The organism is Candidatus Falkowbacteria bacterium, assembly GCA_013336275.1.
GTDB lineage: Bacteria > Patescibacteriota > Patescibacteriia > Patescibacteriales > GWE2-39-37 > JAAXUA01.
In genome coordinates, this window is record JAAXUA010000004.1 from 1 (window position 1) to 20,509 (window position 20,509).

The window sequence follows — 20,509 nt, forward strand, 5'->3', positions numbered from 1 at the left end:
AGGCCCAGCGCGGTCTGCATCTGCGACCAGTAGACGTTGTCCGAGGCGAGGGTAGCCTTCCAGGAACCTAGATTCGACACCGCAGTGGTCGAGGCCGTGCCGGTAGCGACCCAGCCGCCAGTGGGCGAGAATTGGGAGACAGCTGCTTCGGCAGTCTTGGGGCCGAAGTAATTAAACGGCTTGCCGACGATTCCAGTCAGTACCGATTGGTCAATCACGTTCAAGCCGTCCAGCCAATTAACGATCAACTGTTGCGGCCACGAGGCAAGCAAAAGCAAGCCTACCAAAGAGGCGATGGTGACTCTGAATAACTTTTGCTTAATATTTTTCCACATACTGGTATGCTTTGGCCGAAATCTCAGCGAACTGCCTTTTAGCTTCTTCCTCATCAAAACCGCGCACCATGACCGTCAGGATATATGGCCTGTTAGTAACATATACGATTCCGGAATCGGCATAGATTTTCTGGTCGCCGACAACGCCGATCTTGTGACTGAACTGCAAATTTTTGGGCAAGCCGGCAGCTAAATATTGGGTAGCCGATGACTTACTCATCAGTTTGATCAGATATTCTGAGTCCTCGGGCGAGAGGTAGCTGGCGGTATACAGCGACCGCCAAAAAATCGAATATTTCTTGGCTGTGACTTGATTGTTGGCATTGAAGATGTCATCGATACCGAGATGCAGTAGCACCTCGTCGATATCTTCTTTCTTGAGATTGCGCATAAAAATCGCCCTGGCAGTATTGTCGGAATTTATCAGCATTTCTTCGAGCAGCCTTTCGACGGATAACCTGGTGTTCGCTTTAGTCTTATACAGCTCGCCGTAGAGCCGGTCCTTGTCCCCTTCGGTCAAGACCAATTCGTTGCCAAGACGCCATTGACCGGTTTCTATTTTTTTCATCACCGCCATCGCGATCGGAATTTTCATCAGGCTGGCTGGCCAAAACTCATCATCCTTGTTGACTGAGATATTAGCTCCGGTGTTCAGGTATTCGAAATAAACCGCAATGTTAGGATTCTTGCCGACCTCATTCAGCTGGTCTCTGAGCGGCTGCACATTGACTATCAGGTCTTTTTGCTCGACCAGACTCCTGATCGGACTTAGGAGATAATTATTCTGAGGCTTATCCAGACTGCTGCCCCGTCCAACCGTCCAGCCAACGACGCCTGCTAGCAGGGCCAGGCCGACAGCCGAAGCGCCCCAAACAAATCTAGATTTTCGATTATCGATAACAATGTCTTTGATAGTGCTCATATTCTAATTTGCCTGAAGGATAATGCTGCTTGAGGCTTCGATATTAGCCCCGGAACCGTAACTAGTGCCGGAGCAGGTCGAAGTGGCTGAAGATGTTGCAGACCAGCTTGATTGCTGGCATAAGAGATTGCGCCAGCGAGTCAGGTATTCGCTTTTAGAAGCTGATCCGCCATTCCAGCTGACATATGCCGTCACCTTCTGCGTTGACGGATCATCGCTATTGCCGGCAGTGCATGGCGGAACTCCGTCCGTGGCCACAATCGCCTTGGTGGCGTCATCACGGCAGACATTGGATACGTCGAAATGTCTCGTAAACTCGACTCCATCGATCGTCAAGACCTCATCGCCAGAACCTATCTGCCAAGCCCCAGCGGACTGGGAAATGTGATAATGGCTGCTGGTCGATTTGGTGAGATTGTATAGGTCGTGCCATTTGGCATAAGTCGCGGCCGTAACTCCGGCAAATTCTTCATCGATAAGGCCTTCCGTGATACTTGAAAAGCTGGCCGATTTGTTGGCCCTGAGGCTGGCATAGGTAATCTGCGAGACCAATCCGCCGACCATGACTATGACGCCGATCAGCAAAAGCATCTCCAGGAGCAGCTGCCCGCCCTGGTTGCGCCAATCAAGCTTGGTTTTATCGATTTCAGTTGGCATATTTCAATAGACTAACCCGTTAAGGTTTACCGAAATGGTCATGGACGAAGTCAGGCTGGATACGATCGTGCTGGTGGCCGTCGTCGTGCCGACAAGCCGCGCAAAGATGATATCTTTCGAGGCCCCGCTCAAGGGATCGCCGAAATCGACCGTCTTGGGGAAATAAACCGTTTGTTTGATACTGGTACTGGCGTGAGCATAGTCTGCAGGGCTCGAGAATATTTCATAATAATCCGGAGCGGCCGCCTGGTTGACCAGGTGCGCTCCCCAATTATTATCTCCGCCGCCGGCCATAGCCTTGTTACGGGCGCCAGCCAGATCCGAGGCCAGCGTCTTGGCTGTGGAATCGAGATCGTTATTGCGGATGTAGCCTGAGTATAACTCCTTCGAAGCGACGGTCAAAAGCAACAAAACTGCTATCGCTAACAGCAGTTCCAATAGGGTGAATCCTTTTTGCGACGCCGACATTGTCTTCATATCATACGAAGTTACCGACCAGCTGATAAATCGGCAGCAGGATCGCCAAGGCGATGACGCCGACGATAATTCCCATCAACAGAAGCAACACAGGTTCCAGGAATGTAGCCAAATCTTTCAAGGCGTTATCCACCTCTTCATCATAAAAATCAGCGAACGTCTTCAAAACTTGATCAAGCGTGCCGGTCTTCTCGCCGACGGTTACAAGGCTGGTCAAAAAACGCGGAAACAGCTCGGCATGATCGCGGAAAACATTGGAAATCGGGCTGCCATTCTTGACATCCGCCAAGGCTCTATCCAAGACCGCCTGATAGCGGCGGTTGTTGATGACTCGGGAAACTAGCTCCAGCGATTCGGTAATCGACATGGCACTTGACAGTAGACTGCCGAGAGTGCGGGTCAACCTGACCAAGATAATCTTCTTGACCAAGTTGCGGGCGGCCGGGACGGAAAACAGCAGCTCGGCAAGGAGATTGCGGCCTCGATCAGTGTGGCGAATGAACCACCATAGCCAGCCGAGAAATGCCAAAAATATCATATCCAGAAAAAAATGCGTCGTGATGAATTTGCTAACCGACATCAAGGCGGCCGTCAGCCATGGCAGCTTGACTTGGCTCTGGGTAAAAGTCTTTGCCAATTTTGGCAAAACGAATGTCATCAGCATGGCGACGATACCGGCCGAGGCGGCCAACAGGATCATCGGATATGCTAATGCCGATTTTATCTTCTTGGCCAATCCGTACTCCTTCGAAAGCTGCTGTGACAATTCTTCCAGTGACTTATCAAGCTGGCCTGAAAGTTCTCCAGCCCTGACCATGCCGATGAACATGGCTGAAAAGTGCTGAGGATACTTGGCCAAAGCCTGGGAAAGGTCTTGGCCGTTCTGGAGGTAGGCCTTAACGGTCGACAGGATATCTAGCGTTTTCTTTTTTGTCGAGTCGGCGATCAATATCTCTATAGACTCAAGCAAGCTTAGACCGGCTTTGAGCGTAACGGAAAGATTGCGTACCAATATGATGCGATCGAGCTGGCCGAAACGATCGAAGCCGATATTAATGGTCGAGAGGCTGCGTCCGACGCTTCCCTTTTCCGAAACCTCGACCGGCATCATATGCCTGCGCTCAAGCATGCCGACCGCTTCATCGCGCGAAGAGGCGATCAATTCTCCCTTGATCGTCTTTCCAGTCTTGTCGATGACTTCGTAGATATAGCTTGGCATATCTGTTACTCGCGTACGACGCGTAAAATTTCTTCGATAGTCGTGACTCCCTGCTCGACCTTCTTCAGGCCATCCTCAAACATCGTGATCATGCCCTGGCTGATCGCCTCTTTTCTGACATCATCTAGCGAACCCTTGTCAGTGATCAGTTTGCGGATGTCCTCACTGACCTTCAAGACCTCGTAAATGCCGACTTGGCCGGTAAACCCGGAGCCGCCGCAAACCTTGCAACCCTTACCCCGGAAAATAGAATCAGGAATCATCTCTTTATCTATCTTCTTGCCATGAAGCGAAATCAGCTGATCGGTTATCATCTTCTTGACCGTGTTGGACGGCTTATGCGATTCGATGCAGGAAATGCAAATGCGGCGGACTAGTCGCTGGGCGATGACCAGATTCAAGGTCGAGGCCAAAAGAAAGTTTTCTGCTCCCATATCGGCCAAGCGAGGAATAGCCGAGGGGGCATCGTTGGTGTGGATCGTCGACAAAACCAAATGTCCGGTCAGAGCCGAGTGGATGGCGATGTCGACCGTTTCGTTATCTCTGATTTCGCCGATCATGATGATGTCGGGATTCTGACGCAGCAAAGCGCGCAGACCGTTAGCGAATGTTATACCAGCCTTAGCATTGACCTGGGTCTGATTGAGGCGAGCCACTTCGTACTCAATCGGATCTTCGATTGTGGTGATGTTGACCTTGGGGGTGTTAAGGATGTGCAGGATGGAATAGAGCGTGGTCGTTTTGCCGTGGCCGGTCGGACCGGTGACTAAGATCATGCCATGCGTCTTCTTGATCTCGTCAGTTATAGTCGCGATATCGCCCTCACTGAAGCCCAACTCGCCGAGCGATAGCGGCTTGGTCGAGCTTTTCAAGAGCCGCATCTCGACTTTCTCACCGTTGAGTATCGGCATGCAGTTGACGCGTACGTCCACCTTGGCGCCGTTCTCCAATTCGAAGCGGAAACGACCGTCTTGGGGCGTGCGGTGCTCGTCTATTTGCATACCTGACAAGATTTTGACCCGGGCGACCAATACCGGCGCGATGGCTTTGGGCAGGCTCAAGATTTCCTGCATGACGCCATCAACGCGATAACGTACCAAGAATTTCTTGGCCATGGGTTCAAAATGGATATCTGAGGCGCCAGAGACGGCGGCATTCTCTAAAACGCTATCTAGAATGGTGATAATCGGGACCGCCTCAGCCTTCTTGCCGACGTCGGTATCCCCTGCCAAGGCGTTGGCCTCCTTCAGGCTCTGTTCGATAATCTGTGAGAAGCTCTGTCCACCCTGCTTCTTATATTGGCGCAAGCCGAAAATGATGCTTGACTGCGAAGCCAGGTGCGGCTTGATCCAGGAGTCGAGCTTCAGGCGCACGAACTCGATCGTATCCAAGTCCAGGGGGTCGCGCATGGCTAGCTTGGCGATGCCGGAGGGTTTGTCTATATCAAACAAGACCACCCCGTTGGATTTTGCGAAATTTTCGGGCAAGAGATTTATGGTCTCCTGGGAAATGCTGAGCTTTTTAAGATTTACCAGCGGCACGCCGAAATACGGCTCCAAAAGCTCAGTCAGATAATCATCGGTGATCAACTCCCGGCTGATAAGCACGCTTTCAACCGACTGGCCGGCATTATCCGCCTCATCCTTGGCGCTCTTCCAGGCAGCCTCATCAATCAACCCTGAATCGAGCAGGATCTGTTTTAAATTTTCCTCCTTGATGTGCACGATATTGAATCAAAATTATAGATTCATTATAACATAAAAACTGCCTGTCTACCAAGCAGTTTTAAGCTTTGAAAAGCGAACAATAATGGGGCTAACGGAATGTTGGAGCTAGATGAAAATCGAGCTGGTATATTATTGTGGATATTTGAAAGTCGGCCAAATTTTATGGCTTATTATCAGACACTGAGTCCGACCAATCCGAAAATTCCAACCAGGAACGTTCCGGCCAGAGCGACTATGATCGAGGCAGCAATCATCGGCCAGCCAACAGGAAGTCTCGAGTCGATTTTCTTGGCCATGAAATACAAGGTACCGGCAGCGGTAAAAACCAACGCCATCGGCACATACAGGATAATACCCGGCCAACCGGCGATTACTGCCGTAATCCAGGCCAGGGACAGCTCCTCTGCCAGCATGGCTCCCGGCCGCTGCTTGGCCAAAAGTTTCAATACTAGCCACCATAAAGTGGCAACAGCCAAGGCGATGAGGACACCGAGCCAAAAACGGCCGAAGGAATAAAAGACGAAATATCCCCCGGGGACCGACTTGAGGAAGGAAAAAAGCTTGAGCCAGCCCAACAATCTCAGATCTGCCGAAAGCGGCACCGTGATAAATTCCGGCCTTGATAAATGCCAGACGTACCACTGAGTCCAAGTAAAAAAAATCGGCTTGGATAGCTTCAGGGCCAAGACAACCAAAAGAAGACGCCTAAAAACCGCCTTTGCGTTTTCCCGTTTTTTTATGTAATAATACGCCGCAACCAATAGCGCAGTTATTTCCAAAATAAAAAATAGCCACATGGGCGCTGGTCCGAGTAAGAATCTCATATATTCATTATAACAAAAACAGCCCCCTCTTTCGAGGGGGCTGTCAATTCATAAAAACTAGAAGGCTTGTCCGGTCGGTGGCAAAAGCCTCAAATCCGTACCCACTTCATACATGGCGGTGTTATCTCCGCCATCCTTGGCCCGCTTATCATCATCAACGGTGTAAGCAGCGCTTTCCAGTGCGGCATTAAGTTCGAATACGTAGCTCGGTTTGACGCCGCCAGCGCTTTGGCAGGTGTAGCGATAAACCAAGTCGGTTGCGACTGGAGTATTCGGTGCTGCGATGGTGTTCGTAGGATCAAGCGGCAGGTTGGAAATTGGTGAACCGCCCGGCAGCCAGCCGAAATTTACCGGCAGCCAGCCATTGCCATCAATCGAGGCAGTCGTAGTGCCAGAGCACCACCCTGATGCCAATGTGGTTGATGCGGAATCAGACCCAAGTGTAGGGGTAGTTGCGCAGGTACCAGGATTATTGCTGTAGAATATTTTTGTCGTGCCGCCACCAGAACAACTTGTATTGCCCGAAGAAAGATTCGGTGAGGTGCTGGCCGTAACGATTAGGCCCAAGGCTGTCTTGAGAGTGTTCAGATCGGAGATGCGCTGGGCATCGCGAGACTTTTTCAAGGTTTCTGCCGGATTCAAGACCAGAACCAAAATCACCGACAGGATGGCGATGATAGCGATGACGATCAAGAGCTCGAGCAACGTAAAACCTTGGGTGCGGTTACGTTTGTTCATAGTCGTACGAGTTAGTATTATTTTAAAAATAAGTTATCAACATTATACCATAAAAAGCCTATACCCGCAAAAAATCAAACTAAATACTGCCTGATCTGCTCTACGATCTCTTTTATCGACAAATTTGATTTTATCAAGAAATCCGTCGCTCCCAGCTCCTTGGAGCGGGCGATGTCTTCATCTTGGCCCAAATTCGACAGGACGATAATTTTCGGCATCTTGAATTTAGAATCGGCCTTAAGCGCTTCCAAAACCTCGAAACCGGTCATGACCGGCATGATCAGATCAAGGAGTACCAAGTCTGGTTTTTCCTTTTTGATCAATTCCAGGCCGGATTTGCCATCGCCAGCTGAAACTACTTCGAAACCTTCTTTGGGCAATTTACTTTCGTAAACTTTGCGCAAGAATTTGTCATCCTCAATGACGGCTATTTTCTTCATTGTTGCCATATTGATATCTTAGCCTCCTTGTCATTATTTATTTGGAACCTCCTCCATTTCATTACTGATGCGCTTGACCAGGTCATCAAGCGTGTGATTGCTCTTTACTAGATATTTGACGCCATTGTCCCGGAAAACCTGCTCAAAAGATGCCGAATTGGTCAGCACGATCACCTTCTTATTCCCCAATTCGCCCAAATCCTTCAATTCCTGAAGCAGCGTCAGCCCATCCATGACCGGCATGACGATATCCAGCAAAATCAGATCAACCTGCTGCTCTTTTATCAGATCGAGCGCCTGCTGGCCATTAAAAGCCTGCAAGATTTCCCAATTTTCTACCTGCTGGAGCTTCTTGAACAGAATACGCTGCAACGACTTTTCATCCTCTACGATCAAGATGGTTTTTTTCATGAAAATTTATTTAAACTAATGATTTTTCGCCTTCTCTCATTATACTACCTTTCAAGGGCAAGGTAAAATAAAAGGTAGTGCCCTTATTCTCGACCGAATCATACCAGATCCGCCCGCCAGACAGCTCGACGATGGACTTGCAGACGTAGAGACCCATGCCATTGCCTTCGGTTTCCCTCACCACTGCGTTCTCTGCACGGAAGAATTTGTGGAACATCTTGTCCTTGTCCTTGTCCGGGATGCCCATGCCCGTATCGGAAATAGTGAATTCGATAAATTCTCCATCTAGCCTGGCCTTAAGCGCCACTTTACCCTTGTTCGGGGTATACTTTATAGCATTCGACAGAAGATTGGCAAAGACCTCCTGGACAAGCTTCTGGTCGATGCTTATGACAGGCAGCTCGGGCTTGCTTACCTTGAGGCCGACCCCGCGTTGAGTGGCGATAGGCAGCTGTTCCTGGACTATGGTCTCGATCAGATGATTTAAGTCCGTCGGACGCGGATCGACCTTGACTCGGCCTGATTCGATGCGCGAGATGTTGAGCAAGGTGTTGACCAGCCCGATCATGCGCTCGGTCGATTCCGAGACTTGCTCCAATAGCTCCTTCTGCTCATCGGATACGGTGCCGGCATCGCCATCGAGCATCATTTCCAAAAACCACTTGATGCTGGTCAGCGGCGTGCGCAGCTGATGTGAAGCAACTGACACGAATTCTGATTTCTGACGGTCGATTTCCCGCTCGCGGGTGACATCGCGATAAACGATGATGCAGCCGACCACCTCGCCTGATTTGCTGAAAATCGGCGCCGCGCTATCGGCGACCGGAACCTTGTTGCCATCTTTCCTGATCAAGACGGTGTGATCGGTCAATTCTTCGATCTTTCTGGTCTTGAACACTTTGGCGATGATGTCGTTCGGCTGGCCGTCCTTTTCATAGACTAGCTTGAAAAATTCGCTGTAATTCTTGCCCGCCACCTCGTCATAGCTATAACCTGTAATTTTTTCCGCCACACGGTTGCAGATAGTGACCACGCCCTTCTCATCGACCACCATAACGCCGTCGCCGATACTTTGCAAAATGGCGCTCAGCTTATCCTTCTCAAATGAGGTCGCATTGCGTTCCTCGATGATGTCATCGAGGATATTCATCGTGGCCGCTCTCTGGTTCTCAATCTCCTTCTTCGAGGCTTCTACGAGCTTAAGGCTGTCCGACAGCTCGGTGGTCTTGTGCTTGACCGTCGACTCCAAGGATTCGTTATAATCTTTCATCTTCGCCAGCAATTCGTCATTCTGCCTGGTCAATGACTTATACTCTTCGGCTTTTTTGGCGAACCGGTTGATTTCGCTCTTGATGATTATGGTGGCGATCATCAGCGAAAACGCCTCAAGGATATGCCCATAAAATTCCAAGGTCAGATCATCGCCGATCACGGCCCAAGACAGGTAGGTCACGCAAGCGATACCGACAAAGGCCACTGCGTATTTCATGCTGCCATATAGCGGTGCTGAGATGGACATCAGGAAAAGCATGGGGAAAGCAAGCGGCGAGTTGATGCCTCCGGTCAAATAAACTATTATCGACATCAGAAAATAAAAAATAGCTGAATCGATAATAAAATGAGGCTTTTCCGGCAGTAGCTGCTTGCGCTTGACGAAGTCGCTGCAGAAAAAATAGGCTCCGAGGATGGCGTAGCTAAAATACAAATCAAGGGCCCCCTGTCTCCCGCCGACCGCTATGTGGCTATTTATTATAAGCTGGTAGCTCAAAAACAGCATAACCACTGAGAAACCGCCCATCAGGAAGAACTCCAGCCTGAATAGGCCGGTAAAGAAAAAGTCTTGCAGCTCTTTGGTGATAATCTCCTGGAGCGTCTCGCCCGGGAACAATCTCCGCCTGATGGTTGTCAGTTTTGACGATGTGACCATGTTCAAATTGGATTACTGAAGAATCGGATATCTTTTTACCAGTTTGGTTTTTGTCCAGGCGGCGCCGAACCCGAATCTCATATTCGAGTTTGTTCCCAGCAGGCCGAGCAAAAGCAAGCCGTTGACAATATGCTCATCGAGAAAAGGGTTGTGAAGCGGCCATATCGAGCCCGCCAGATAGAACAGCACCATCATCGCCATTCCGGAAAAGCAGGCAATCCGCATTCCGATTCCCAGTATCAGACTGAGGCCGATCAACAACAGGCCGATCATAAAAAGCCACTCGACAAATTGATTGCCAGCCAATGCCTGGAAATACGCTGCGAACGGCCCTTTGGTCCCCTTGGCCAAAAAACCGTAGGTCGGAGAAACGCCGTCGAGCCACCCCTTGCCGGCCGGCGTGCCGAAACCCAGACCGAAAATCTTATCGATGAACGGCCATAAAAAATACCACCCCATCAAGATCCGAAGCAAGGGCCAGACGAATTTTTCGCTTAAATTTTGCATAAATTATGCTTTAGTATTGTAATCGTTCTTATTTTCCAGATATTTGATCTTGTTTTTAAGCTCGACCATCTTAAGCTCACGGGCGACTGCGGTCTTTTGCCAGGCTTCAAGCTCTGCCGCCTTAGTCTCGACCGCCTTCTTCTCTTCGACCAGCTTCTTGCGGCTCAGCTCGAGATTGCTTTTCATCATATTGAAAGTGACCGCCAAGTCGCCGATCTCGTCCAGACTTGACACTTGGGCGAAGGAATTGAAGTCGCCGTTAGCATACTGCTGAGCCACCCGGGTCAATTCCTTGACCGGCGCGATGACCGACTTTGACAGATGCCCCGCCAGATATATCAGCATCACGAAGAAAACCGCACCGAAGATGAACAGCATCTTGCCCATGCGGTTCAGCTCTTCGGTCAGTTCGCTGAAGTTGAAAACAATCCTGATCAACCCGATATCATAAAGTCCGGCATGCACTGGTATGTCCGTCAGGTAGTACCGCTGCCCCGCATCATCATCGACAAAGGTCTTCTGTCTCACGAATTCGATCTTGCTGTCCATGGCAGTAGTCGTGCTGACGCTCGTCAGATTATCCTGCTTCTCGGCATAAACGCTCTTGCCATCCTTGCCATAGACTGCCACGTGCGAAGTGTCGACTGGTTGGAAGAATATAGGGTCCGTGGCATTCTTACCCAGATTGGTGTCAGCTAGAACCTTGCCGTCCTTGTCATAAACTGCCAAATATGAAATTCCCTTCGACAGGTATTTCTCATCAAAGATAATCTGGGTCAGTCTCTGCCTGTCTCCCAGCAAGATAGCATCCTTGGCCATGAAAGACATCTTTTCTGCCGCTTCATCGGCGTGCCCCTGGAAATGCTCACTTATGACCGTTTGGATACTGAAATTGAAATACACGAACCCGATGACCACCAGGGCCACCGGCAACAGGATATACAGCAAGATTTTGTCTTTGAGCGAGTGCATTATTTTATATTCTTTTCATTGACTGCCTCCTGCCAATCCGTGAAGAGAATGAATTCGCCATCTTTGATATAGGTCAGATAGACCCTGTTCATGCCTTGATGATTGTCCTTGCTGAAATTGACTGACGAGGCGATATCGAGCGAATACTTACGGATCGATTCCAACCCTTGTATGAACTTCTCTACCGTGGGTTTCGGTCCGGCGCGCTCAAGGCCCTCGGCTACGATCTTCGCATCAAGGTACCCCTCGAGCCCGCTGAAGGTGGGCCTCTTCTCAGGATAATATTTTTTCATCGTCGTGATATACTCATCCACACCGATCAGCAAATTCTTCTCTGCTTGCGGCGGCACGACCTGGGTCACCACGACGCCATTGCCTGTGACACCCAATTCGGCTGCCAGGGCCTCTGAACCGACGAATGACAAATTGCCGAAAACCGGATTATAGTCCTTGGTTCTGATTGTTTTTATGAATTTGGTGGCCGGAGCGTAAACGCTGACCATGAATACGGCTTCGGCATTCGACTTGCTTATCGTTTCGGCGGCCGCTTCGACATCCAAGCTGCCACGCTGGTAACTGGCAGTTACTATCGGCTTCAGGCCGTATTTGGCAAGCGCGATTTCAGCGCCTTTGAGACCGTCGAATCCGTAATCGTCAAATTGATAGAAGACTGCCACTTTGGTCATCTTGAGGTCTTCAACCACGCCCTTGATGAAGGCCTCGGCTTCTTGATAATACGATGCCCGCAAATTGAAAATATATGGCTGCACCGGGTTGCGGAAAACATTGGCACCGGTACCGATACCGACCAGCGGCACTTTGGCCTCGTCTACCAGCGGCAGCGCCTTGATACCGGTCGGCGTGCCGACATAATTGAAGAGGGCGAATACCTTGTCCTCTGAAATCAGGCGCTGGGTGTTGACCACCGTCTTGGCGGGGTCATATTGGTCATCGTAGACCTTTACCTTTATCTTGCGGCCATACAAGCCGCCATCTTCATTAATCTTGTCGAAAAAAGCCTGGCCGCCGTAATAATACTCCGAGAAAAAGCTTACGTGTCCAGTCATCGGCAACGATGATCCCAAAAGAATCGAGCTCTCCGTCACGCCGAGCGCCTCCTCTTGCGGCGCCACCAGCCCATTGTCATAAAGAGAGATCGAAACCATCACGGCCGCAAAAACCAAGACAAGCGCTAAAAATGCCAACATTATTTTTTTCATATCGATAGATTACTAATTCAGCAGATCGAATATCTTATTCAGCTCCAAAGTGGACCCATCCTTAGACTTCACCAATGACTGCAGAGCGGCCGCATCGTCTTCGCCTTGGCGCTGAGCCAGGAGCAGCTGTAATTTGGATTTTATGTCTTTCTCTGATTGTATCAGCCTGGCGACAATGTCGGCCAGATTATGATCTTTCATTCTTTTTTATCAATTGCATTAAAATCTTCTTCGATTCGATGTTACGATTGATCAGGTTCCTGACCGAATGGCGAAGTTGGTATTTTTCAAGTATCTTTAGCTTGGACTTCGGCAAGTCGATCGAAAAAAAGCTGCCGTATTCCCCGATCAGCCGGTCCATGTCATCAGTCAACTCAACCAATGCTTTCTCGTAACCCTGACCGTCTCCGAACGATAGCTTCGACGATTCGCGGTTTGTCTTCGGTTCCGTGTCAGCGATCCGTTTCTTCAGTAGTTGAACCTGATTCTTGAGTTCGACCATTTTAAGTTCCCTGCCAACCATCAAGCCATTGAATCGCTCCAGTTCTTCATTATGATGAGCCAGCTCAGAAACATCCCTGACGGTGACTAATATCTTCTTGAAGTCTTGTACTGTGGAGTCAATAGGAGTGCCTGAAAAAATACGATAGGTTTCTTTCTTGCCTAACAAAGAGCGATACTTCAGTGGTTCTGTTTCGAATGATACCCCCTGATGTATGGCATCCATGATTTTCTCACTCAGCCCAAGACGGAGATAGTTCTCGTTATTCAATAGATTACATCCAAGCAGCTTGTCCTTGGGGCTGCCGGAAATATCTATCATTTTCTTGTTAACATACTCAACCACACCATTTTCGTTTAAAATAAATATCCCCATGGGCGAGCTGTCAATAATTTTCTGATTTAAATCAGTTAGCATGCTTAATTTTTTCTCACTTTCCCTTTCTTTTGTGACGTCATGCTGTATTGCAATAAAGCCCAATATGTTGCCGGTCGCATCAATTACTGGATTTGTCGAATTAGCGATAATTATATCCTTGTTATTTTTTGTTTTATTTATTATTTCATTCCTTATGGACTCGCCCTCCTTGAGCTCTTTCCATCTGAAATTATATTCTGAATCACTCTGTTTTTTAGATTTTAAAAATCTTGTGGTCTGACCGATAACTTCGGCCTGGGAGTAACCATACAAATCCTCGAAAGCCCGGTTTACATAAATTATTTTACCAGAATCGTCCATGAGTATGATTGAGCTGTCAGATTTTTCAACACCAATTTTAAGATAAGTTGAAGTTTTTTCAGACTCTCTTGTTTCAGTAACGTCATCAACCATCGCCATGGCGCCGATGATTTTGCCTTTCGAATCAGTAATCGGACCAGCAACAACTTTTATGGCAACAGGGGAGCCGTCTTTTCTTTTTCGGACAGCTTCGTAATTGAGTTTTTTGCCTTCGTTAAATACTGACGAGTACTTCTCTATAGCTGAAGATATTTCACTTTTTGGAATCGTCGGTGTTACCTTGCCGACAGAATCTTCTTTTGTATATCCAAAAATTTTTTCAGCTGCTTCGTTCCAGTGAGATACTACCAATTTTTTATCAAAACAAATAATACCGTAAGGTGAGCCATGGAATATTGCCTCCATCAACTGGTTTCCTTCCTCTTGGCGCTCTTGCTCATGCGCTTCGTCCGAAATGTTATGGCCGATACTGATTGAAAACAAGAAGCCACCGAAAGGGTCTTTAACCAAAATACTGGACCAACTAACAATGAATCTTTTTCCTCTTTTGGAAATCACTTCATCCCTGTAGACGTTGGGCATCGCTAGCTTTCCCGAGACGACATCATTGAAAATCTGCCGATGTTTTTCGCTGTCGGCAAGGCAAATTTTTATAAAATCCTTGCCAGTCAGCTCTGATTCTTTGTAGCCCAAAACATCCGAAGTGTACTTGTTTGTCTTTGCAACTTTACCATTTTTGTCCATTACAACAAAAAAAACATCAGCAGACTCAATCATCTGCAGATAATCAAAATTGAATTTTTTTTCCTTCTCCTTGATTGGCGGCATAACTATTTAAATTATACCATCTTCCGCATTATTCCCAAAATATTACACCTGGCAATGATCGCACCAGACCGTTCCCCTGCCCCCGATCCTGGCTTTGGACAGTGTTTGACCGCAAATAGTGCAAGGTTGCCCGGACCGGCCATAAACTTTGAGCATCTTGACGAAATTGCCGCGCTTCCCTCGGGCGTCGCGATAATCATTGAATGACGTTCCGCGGTGCTTGATGGCTGATTTTAAAATTTTAGGAATGGCCAGCCAAAGCGATTTTACTTCGTCAGCCGAGAGGCTCGAAACCTTGCGAGCTGGCTTGATTTTGGATGCGAACAGCGACTCGTCCGCATAGATATTTCCGACTCCGACAAAATATTTCTGCTCCAGGATGGCTTGCTTGATGGTTGAGTTTTTTTTCTTACTGATGGACTTAGAAAAATAATCGAGAGTAAATCCCTTTTCGAGCGGCTCGAGGCCCAGTGATTTTTCATAAGCCAACCATTCGTCTGACGATACCAGCCGCAGCCAACCGAAGCGCCTCACATCATTGAAATACAGATGCGAACCGTCAGCAAAGTCCAAAACAGCTCGCGTGAATTTATTAGGCAGCTCGTTCCCGACCCCGACTATCGGATGTCCGCCAGCGACAGTATCGCAAGCTTCCTTGCGGCAAGACTGATAAACCAACTGGCCGGTCATCTTCAAGTGGATCAAAAGATAATCCTGGTCGAGCTCAAAAACCAATGTCTTGGCTCGACGGCTGACCTTTTTGACCGATTGGCCCGTAATCCTTGACTTGAATTCCGGCAATCCCAAATTAAGCTGGCCATTGCTTCGGCCAGCCAGGGGGTTTTTTATTTGAAATCCGCTTATTTTTTGTCCAGCCAAGAATCCATGCAGATCCCTGACTATAGTTTCGACTTCTGGGAGTTCAGGCATAATAGGACTTTTATTCAGTGCCGGGTTATTTTTTGTTGATTTTCGAAAGCGGGTTGAAACCCTTGCTCACCTCATTGGCATCAGTGAAACCGTCGCCATCCGTGTCGGCCTTGAGCGGGTTCGAGTGGTATTTCTCCACTTCGTCGAAATCATTCAAGCCGTCCTTGTCCGTGTCCTTATTAAAGGGGTTGGTTTTCGACTTGATCTCGAAACTGTTCGACAATTTATCGCCGTCGGAGTCATTGCTCGTTGGATTGACCTTTTTGCGTATGGACTCACTGTCATCGATTCCGTCGCTATTCGTATCTTTAAGGCCGGGCCTGGTGCCATATTTCGCCTCATCAGCATCAGTGAGGCCGTCCAGGTCGAAGTCCATCTGGCCTTTGCCGAGGGGATTTTTTCCCATCTTTATTTCCTCTCCATCCTTGGTGCCATCGCTATCAGTATCGGCTTTGAGCGGGTTGGTCAGATAAAAAATCTCATCCGCATCGATCAACCCGTCCCTGTCGGCATCTTGTTGCCAGCCCGGACCCAAGGGGTCTGTTCCGTTGCCGATCTCGGCACCATCCATAACGCCATCGCCATCGGTATCGGAATTGACGGCATTAGTTCCCCATTTGACCTCGTCGGAATTCAATAGTCCGTCCTCGTCAGTGTCTACTTTATTGACGGTCCCTGGCCTGTTCGGCATTTTGGGATTAGTGCCCTTGGCCACCTCCTCGCCATCCTTCAAGCCGTCATCATCAGAGTCAGGATCTATCGGGTCGGTAAAATTAACATTATATTCCGCATCGTCGTTAAGCCCATCGCTGTCGGTGTCCGGGTTGAAAGGATCGGTGCTTATCCATAGCTCGCGATAATCGTTCAGCCCATCGCTATCGGAATCGAACGGGGTCTTATCATCAAGACTGACGCCCAGGATATTGTTGCAAACCCTCCTATATGTCTCGTCTGGCAGCTTATCGCAATCGGCCTTATCTTTGGCTCGTGAAAATTGAACCCTCGAGATGCAGAGATTTCTTTTTTTAACATCGGAGATTTCTTCGCAGACATTCCCTTTTTGCTTCATAGCGTTGATTTCGCATAAAAAGCCGTATTCGAGAGTCTTGATGCCGGCACAAGCCTGGATGTCACCCCTTTTTGAGGCCTCGATTGCCGTAACGCGATCGACGCATTCTTGCTTCTCACTCGGCTCGTCATCGAATTTGTCGCAATAATCGGCACCCTGCACGCTCATGCCGATGTCCTCTTGGCAACGGTCGCGGAAATTGGCATCGGCAATGCGACGGCACTCATCAGGCTTCTTCAGCGGCGTCAGGCGATTATATAGGCACTGGTTTCGGAGAGTATAATCATCGACTTTAAGGCAGATCCTAGTGTCTTCTTCTAAAAAAGCTTGGCTTGAATAATACTGGTTGACGCATGACTTGCGGCTGGCCTCGTCTGATTTGGCGCAGCTGTCGAGGCTTGGCTGCTTCGCCTCGGCCATCTGCATCGGCCTTTTTGCTGCCGGCTTGGCATTGGCTACAGAGACGGGTTGGGTCGACGTCGAAGACCTTGGCGTGACTGTCTCCCCCTCGCTGCGGCTGTTGAAATAATATGCTACAGCTACCAATATCAATAATACCGAAATAGCTGAGCCGATGATGATTTTCTTTTTATTTTCCTTATTCATAATTATTGGCAATAGCAGGCGGTTTCGCCGACCTGGTAGAACTGGCTCAAGCCGGCAACGGCTGAACAGTCGTTGCATACGCCCTGATAGCCGAAAACCCAATTCCAGGCATAGCCCCAATCGGCAGCAGCCAAAGACACGACCGTACTGGCTCCGGCTAAGCTGAACTTTGACTTGCAGTCGTCATCATATTGGTTAATGCCGTTGGAACAGCTGCAAGCGCCGCCGACATCGTGGACTATCGACTTGCAGGCGTTGGTCGTATGGTCATTCAAGCCGACACCGATACAGACCTTGCCGACCTTTTGGCAGACCTGATCGCAATTATAATAGTTGAACACCGTCCCGACATTTGCATAAACCCCGACGAAAGACGGCACGACCAAGTCGGTGGCGTCTGCCCTGACAATAGTAAATGGGCCGATAGCATTGGTCTTGATCAGGTTGTCCTGGCCGGCGCAGCAATAATCGAATTTCGGAGATGGAAAAACGTCTTGGCAGACCATGGTGTTGGCTTGGCAGGTCCAAACGCCCTTCTGGCACGATCCAGGCGGTGGTGGCGCGACTGGGCTGGCCTGACCCAAATAGCAGCCCATACCGAGCTTGTTCCGATTCGGGTCAGCTTGGCAACCGATCTGGCAAGAGTCGCAAAGTGCTACGTAAAGGCTGTCGATGCCGCCCTGGCCAATCGTATTATTAGCCAAAGTGCCGCAATCGAAGGCGCTACCGTCAGAATCGAGTATGCTATTGGTATTCAAGATGCCGCACCGCTGAGCCGAATCGGTCACGGAGTTCTCGCAGTTCTCGTTATATTCAGCCTGTACAATGCTATCACCGCAATAGCCCCCGAACTGGACACAGGTGCCAGCGCAATTGCCGCCCTCGGGGCACGGCTTATCATCAACCTTGATCGTATAAATCTTGATATTGGAGTCGGCGTCGTCGGCCGTACCCCAAATGTTGTCAGGATTGTAGGTCCAATCGTTGTCCCACTCGAGACGCAAAACGTGATTGCCGCCGGTCAAAGGACCTAGGGCGACATTGCTGAAAGAGTTGGCGCCGCCCGGAGCTGCTGCATTGGCGCAAAATTCGCCTTTGTAGTTGCCATCAACTAGCACCCTGACGTGATGCTGTACGCCAGCCTGCGGGCAGACGTTCTCTTCTCCGCCGACCGGCGCGAAAGTCTCAAGCGAGCCATAGGGTGAGGTACCCCAATTGCTGGTCTCAACCGTGGCAAAATATTGACTGACGGCCGGGGTAACGAAATTATAAGTCCAAAAAGCGGCGTTGCACGACCCGGTGACGTTGGCGCCAGCCAGCCCGCAGCTCAGATTCGTCCCGGAAAACATGTTGCCAGTCAATTGGACATTGGTGCCCACGGTAGTACAGCCGTATTGGCGGTTCGGCGCGCTGCCTGGGGGGTTGGGCGCGATTCCGTCGGTCCCGTCGCATTGTTCAGCCCCCGCAGCCGAACCGCCAGCCCCTTCGGTATTGGGTTGCTGGCTGACACCGTCACCGCAAAAATTATTGACTTGAAGATTGAAAGCCGTCGCCGGTCCGGAAAAACCATATTCATCGGTAGCGACGATAGAGAGGGCATGCGGTCCCGCTCCTACTAGAGCCGGGATTCCGCTGATCGTACCGACTCCTCCAGCGGTCGTGACCGACAAGCCCGGGGGCAAGCCGACGACAGAGTAGTTGGTTATCGCGTTGCCTTCATCATCAACTCCCGTTATCGTGCAGGAATAAGCGCCCAAGGCTCGGATAACCGGATCGCAGGTGACGGAATTGACCCGTGGAGGCGTGTTCGTTATGTCGAAGATGAAACTGGTCATGGCCGTATCGCCTTGCGTATCGGTGCCGGTCACGGTCACGGTATAAACGCCTGGCTGATAGGTTATTTTCTGGTTGACGTAGCAATTGAATTTGCCGTCGGGCTCGCCGACAACCGGACTGGTCGAGGTGCAGGTCAGGAAATTGGCAATCGGTCCGCTGCCCTTGTCGCCGGTCATCGAAAAAGTCAAGCCATAGCTCTTGTTGGTCTCATAGCCGAAAATAGTAGTGGTGGCATAATTCCCAGCCTTGGCCTTCACATTGAGCGCCTGGATAATCGGCAGAGATGGTCCCATGGTGATGTTGCACAGCTTACTGCTCGTGCTGATGCCGTCAGAAACGGTGACGCGAGCCTGGTAATTGCCGGTGTTACCTCCTTGCTGGGCGACGAGCTTTTTCTGGTTCGGAACGGCAGTATTTGCAAACACTAGACTCGTCTGTCCGGGTTGCCAGACCCATCCGGCTGCTTGCCAGGCCGCCCAGTTGGCCGGAGAAAGCGGATCGACCTGCCAACCGCTGATCGGATCGCGGTCGATATCGAAGACGGAGACGAAACCGGAAAACGGGTCTTTAGGGAATGATGACATGCTGCCGCAAACGATGGTTGGCGGAGTATTGGAGGCGCCCGTAACGACGATTGCCCCCGGCACTATAGAAAAAGGATTGGGAGTTCCCAGATTATTCCCCACCGAACAGACTCCGGCGGCATTGCAAACCAGGCCGGATTCAGTGGCGACAAAAAAGCTGCAGCTGCGACCGTCGGGGCTAGACATATAGATATACGCCCGACTGCCGTCAGGCAGGTCGAAATTGGCATCGGCTGGAGTCGGGTCAGCGAAAGACCTTGTAGTCTCGTTCCAGCAGGTCTGAGAATTGAAGCCGGCACAAGCGCCCATCCTGTTGATGGGGTCGAACGGCAGGTTAGCACCCAAGGCCTTGCCTAAAGTCTCCTGCCATGAAGGCCAAGTTGAGATAGTCTTATTGGGCAGATAGGAACCGGATTCGAGTTTGGGGCAAAGGCCTCCATTTTTGGCTTTATAGGCGACCAGAAGCTCATTCAAGTCGTTAAGGTCGGCCAAACGCTTGGTATCACGGACAGAAACATCATGGGAACTTATGCAGTATTCACCCTTAGCGCAGGTCGGGCATTCAGGGGCGACGCAAGTAGGACCATAGATGCAAGACTGCGTCGCGGTCTGGTTGCAGGTTCCCGCTTTGAGTATATTGTTGTTGAACTTCCAATTAGCCAGGATCTGCCCGAAGATATCCTCGGTCGCCTTCTCAGCATCCTGATTATAGGAAATGATGAAAATATTGGTGAAGAATTGATCATTGGTCGAAATCTCGTTGTTGGCCGGGGCCGCTTCGACGATATTGGCAACATCGATATAGACAGTCCGTCCGTCACGGATGGCCTCATAACCGTCGACGACCAAAGCTTGGGGCGAGCCCTTGAAGCCTTGCGACTGATACCAGCGCTGGGCCGAGTAGTGCTTCGGGTTAGGGGCGACTCGGACGCCGATGGCGTCAGGCGAGGGGGCGGCGATTGCCCAGCCGATGCAAAGAACCAGCAATGCTGCCGCTGGGAAAATGAATAGTTTTTCTATCCTATTGGTCATAATATGAT

General features: G+C 49.8%; 19 protein-coding genes. All 19 read right to left on the reverse strand.

All coding sequences use genetic code 11. The features are described 5' to 3' along the window. Positions 1-335, reverse strand: a 335-nt coding sequence (locus tag HGA34_03795) for a hypothetical protein (protein ID NTW22630.1), incomplete at its 3' end; no start/stop codon positions are given. Further along, positions 319-1,257: a serine hydrolase gene (locus HGA34_03800; GenBank protein NTW22631.1), complete on the reverse strand. Its 939-nt coding sequence runs from the start codon at positions 1,255-1,257 to the stop codon at positions 319-321. The genes HGA34_03795 and HGA34_03800, both read right to left, overlap by 17 nt. A gap of 3 nt (positions 1,258-1,260) precedes the next feature. Next, positions 1,261-1,914 carry a hypothetical protein gene (locus HGA34_03805; GenBank protein NTW22632.1) on the reverse strand — a complete coding sequence of 218 codons (654 nt, stop codon included), beginning with the start codon at positions 1,912-1,914 and terminating at the stop codon, positions 1,261-1,263. A gap of 3 nt (positions 1,915-1,917) precedes the next feature. Further along, entirely contained in the window at positions 1,918-2,391 is a 474-nt protein-coding gene (locus HGA34_03810) for a prepilin-type N-terminal cleavage/methylation domain-containing protein (protein NTW22633.1), read from the reverse strand. A gap of 1 nt (position 2,392) precedes the next feature. Next, complete coding sequence (locus HGA34_03815) at positions 2,393-3,610, reverse strand: type II secretion system F family protein (GenBank protein ID NTW22634.1); 1,218 nt, start codon at positions 3,608-3,610, stop codon at positions 2,393-2,395. Positions 3,611-3,615: 5 nt separating this feature from the next. Further along, positions 3,616-5,334 (reverse strand): type II/IV secretion system protein, encoded by a 1,719-nt coding sequence (locus HGA34_03820; GenBank protein ID NTW22635.1) that lies wholly within the window; start codon positions 5,332-5,334, stop codon positions 3,616-3,618. Positions 5,335-5,510: 176 nt separating this feature from the next. After that, positions 5,511-6,161, reverse strand: coding sequence for a hypothetical protein (locus HGA34_03825; GenBank protein ID NTW22636.1), 651 nt, complete (start codon positions 6,159-6,161; stop codon positions 5,511-5,513). Between the two features lie 57 nt (positions 6,162-6,218). Then, positions 6,219-6,899 (reverse strand): prepilin-type N-terminal cleavage/methylation domain-containing protein, encoded by a 681-nt coding sequence (locus HGA34_03830; GenBank protein ID NTW22637.1) that lies wholly within the window; start codon positions 6,897-6,899, stop codon positions 6,219-6,221. Between the two features lie 74 nt (positions 6,900-6,973). Continuing rightward, a complete protein-coding gene (locus tag HGA34_03835; protein ID NTW22638.1) occupies positions 6,974-7,348 on the reverse strand; it encodes a response regulator in 375 nt (124 codons plus the stop codon). Positions 7,349-7,372: 24 nt separating this feature from the next. Further along, complete coding sequence (locus tag HGA34_03840; protein ID NTW22639.1) at positions 7,373-7,750, reverse strand: response regulator; 378 nt, start codon at positions 7,748-7,750, stop codon at positions 7,373-7,375. Between the two features lie 10 nt (positions 7,751-7,760). After that, positions 7,761-9,677, reverse strand: a complete 1,917-nt coding sequence (locus HGA34_03845) for a PAS domain-containing protein (protein NTW22640.1) — start codon at positions 9,675-9,677, stop codon at positions 7,761-7,763. Between the two features lie 12 nt (positions 9,678-9,689). After that, positions 9,690-10,184 carry a DoxX family membrane protein gene (locus HGA34_03850; protein ID NTW22641.1) on the reverse strand — a complete coding sequence of 165 codons (495 nt, stop codon included), beginning with the start codon at positions 10,182-10,184 and terminating at the stop codon, positions 9,690-9,692. A gap of 3 nt (positions 10,185-10,187) precedes the next feature. Continuing rightward, on the reverse strand, positions 10,188-11,156 hold the full coding sequence (locus HGA34_03855) for a cell wall metabolism sensor histidine kinase WalK (GenBank protein NTW22642.1): 969 nt from the start codon (positions 11,154-11,156) through the stop codon (positions 10,188-10,190). Next, positions 11,156-12,376 carry an ABC transporter substrate-binding protein gene (locus HGA34_03860; GenBank protein ID NTW22643.1) on the reverse strand — a complete coding sequence of 407 codons (1,221 nt, stop codon included), beginning with the start codon at positions 12,374-12,376 and terminating at the stop codon, positions 11,156-11,158. The genes HGA34_03855 and HGA34_03860 overlap by 1 nt, the downstream gene beginning before the upstream one ends. A gap of 12 nt (positions 12,377-12,388) precedes the next feature. After that, the gene (locus tag HGA34_03865) at positions 12,389-12,577 is read right to left on the reverse strand and encodes a hypothetical protein (protein ID NTW22644.1); all 189 of its coding nucleotides are present in this window, start codon (positions 12,575-12,577) and stop codon (positions 12,389-12,391) included. Further along, positions 12,564-14,444 (reverse strand): PAS domain S-box protein, encoded by a 1,881-nt coding sequence (locus HGA34_03870; protein NTW22645.1) that lies wholly within the window; start codon positions 14,442-14,444, stop codon positions 12,564-12,566. The genes HGA34_03865 and HGA34_03870 overlap by 14 nt, the downstream gene beginning before the upstream one ends. A 42-nt stretch (positions 14,445-14,486) precedes the next feature. After that, entirely contained in the window at positions 14,487-15,374 is an 888-nt protein-coding gene (gene mutM / locus HGA34_03875; GenBank protein ID NTW22646.1) for a bifunctional DNA-formamidopyrimidine glycosylase/DNA-(apurinic or apyrimidinic site) lyase, read from the reverse strand. A gap of 25 nt (positions 15,375-15,399) precedes the next feature. Then, on the reverse strand, positions 15,400-17,049 hold the full coding sequence (locus tag HGA34_03880; GenBank protein ID NTW22647.1) for a hypothetical protein: 1,650 nt from the start codon (positions 17,047-17,049) through the stop codon (positions 15,400-15,402). A 2-nt stretch (positions 17,050-17,051) separates the two neighbouring features. Further along, on the reverse strand, positions 17,052-20,501 hold the full coding sequence (locus HGA34_03885) for a hypothetical protein (protein NTW22648.1): 3,450 nt from the start codon (positions 20,499-20,501) through the stop codon (positions 17,052-17,054). Positions 20,502-20,509 lie beyond the last annotated feature (8 nt).

Excerpts from the sequence above, each read along its gene's own strand:
- HGA34_03865 (NTW22644.1), bottom strand. The coding sequence starts at position 12,577 with ATGAAAGATCATAATCTGGCCGACATTGTCGCCAGGCTGATACAATCA.
- HGA34_03835 (NTW22638.1), bottom strand. The coding sequence starts at position 7,348 with ATGGCAACAATGAAGAAAATAGCCGTCATTGAGGATGACAAATTCTTG.
- HGA34_03800 (NTW22631.1), bottom strand. The coding sequence starts at position 1,257 with ATGAGCACTATCAAAGACATTGTTATCGATAATCGAAAATCTAGATTT.
- HGA34_03845 (NTW22640.1), bottom strand. The coding sequence starts at position 9,677 with ATGGTCACATCGTCAAAACTGACAACCATCAGGCGGAGATTGTTCCCG.
- mutM (NTW22646.1), bottom strand. The coding sequence starts at position 15,374 with ATGCCTGAACTCCCAGAAGTCGAAACTATAGTCAGGGATCTGCATGGA.
- HGA34_03855 (NTW22642.1), bottom strand. The coding sequence starts at position 11,156 with ATGCACTCGCTCAAAGACAAAATCTTGCTGTATATCCTGTTGCCGGTG.
- HGA34_03870 (NTW22645.1), bottom strand. The coding sequence starts at position 14,444 with ATGCCGCCAATCAAGGAGAAGGAAAAAAAATTCAATTTTGATTATCTG.
- HGA34_03815 (NTW22634.1), bottom strand. The coding sequence starts at position 3,610 with ATGCCAAGCTATATCTACGAAGTCATCGACAAGACTGGAAAGACGATC.
- HGA34_03810 (NTW22633.1), bottom strand. The coding sequence starts at position 2,391 with ATGAAGACAATGTCGGCGTCGCAAAAAGGATTCACCCTATTGGAACTG.
- HGA34_03885 (NTW22648.1), bottom strand. The coding sequence starts at position 20,501 with ATGACCAATAGGATAGAAAAACTATTCATTTTCCCAGCGGCAGCATTG.
- HGA34_03830 (NTW22637.1), bottom strand. The coding sequence starts at position 6,899 with ATGAACAAACGTAACCGCACCCAAGGTTTTACGTTGCTCGAGCTCTTG.
- HGA34_03880 (NTW22647.1), bottom strand. The coding sequence starts at position 17,049 with ATGAATAAGGAAAATAAAAAGAAAATCATCATCGGCTCAGCTATTTCG.
- HGA34_03850 (NTW22641.1), bottom strand. The coding sequence starts at position 10,184 with ATGCAAAATTTAAGCGAAAAATTCGTCTGGCCCTTGCTTCGGATCTTG.
- HGA34_03825 (NTW22636.1), bottom strand. The coding sequence starts at position 6,161 with ATGAGATTCTTACTCGGACCAGCGCCCATGTGGCTATTTTTTATTTTG.
- HGA34_03840 (NTW22639.1), bottom strand. The coding sequence starts at position 7,750 with ATGAAAAAAACCATCTTGATCGTAGAGGATGAAAAGTCGTTGCAGCGT.
- HGA34_03805 (NTW22632.1), bottom strand. The coding sequence starts at position 1,914 with ATGCCAACTGAAATCGATAAAACCAAGCTTGATTGGCGCAACCAGGGC.
- HGA34_03860 (NTW22643.1), bottom strand. The coding sequence starts at position 12,376 with ATGAAAAAAATAATGTTGGCATTTTTAGCGCTTGTCTTGGTTTTTGCG.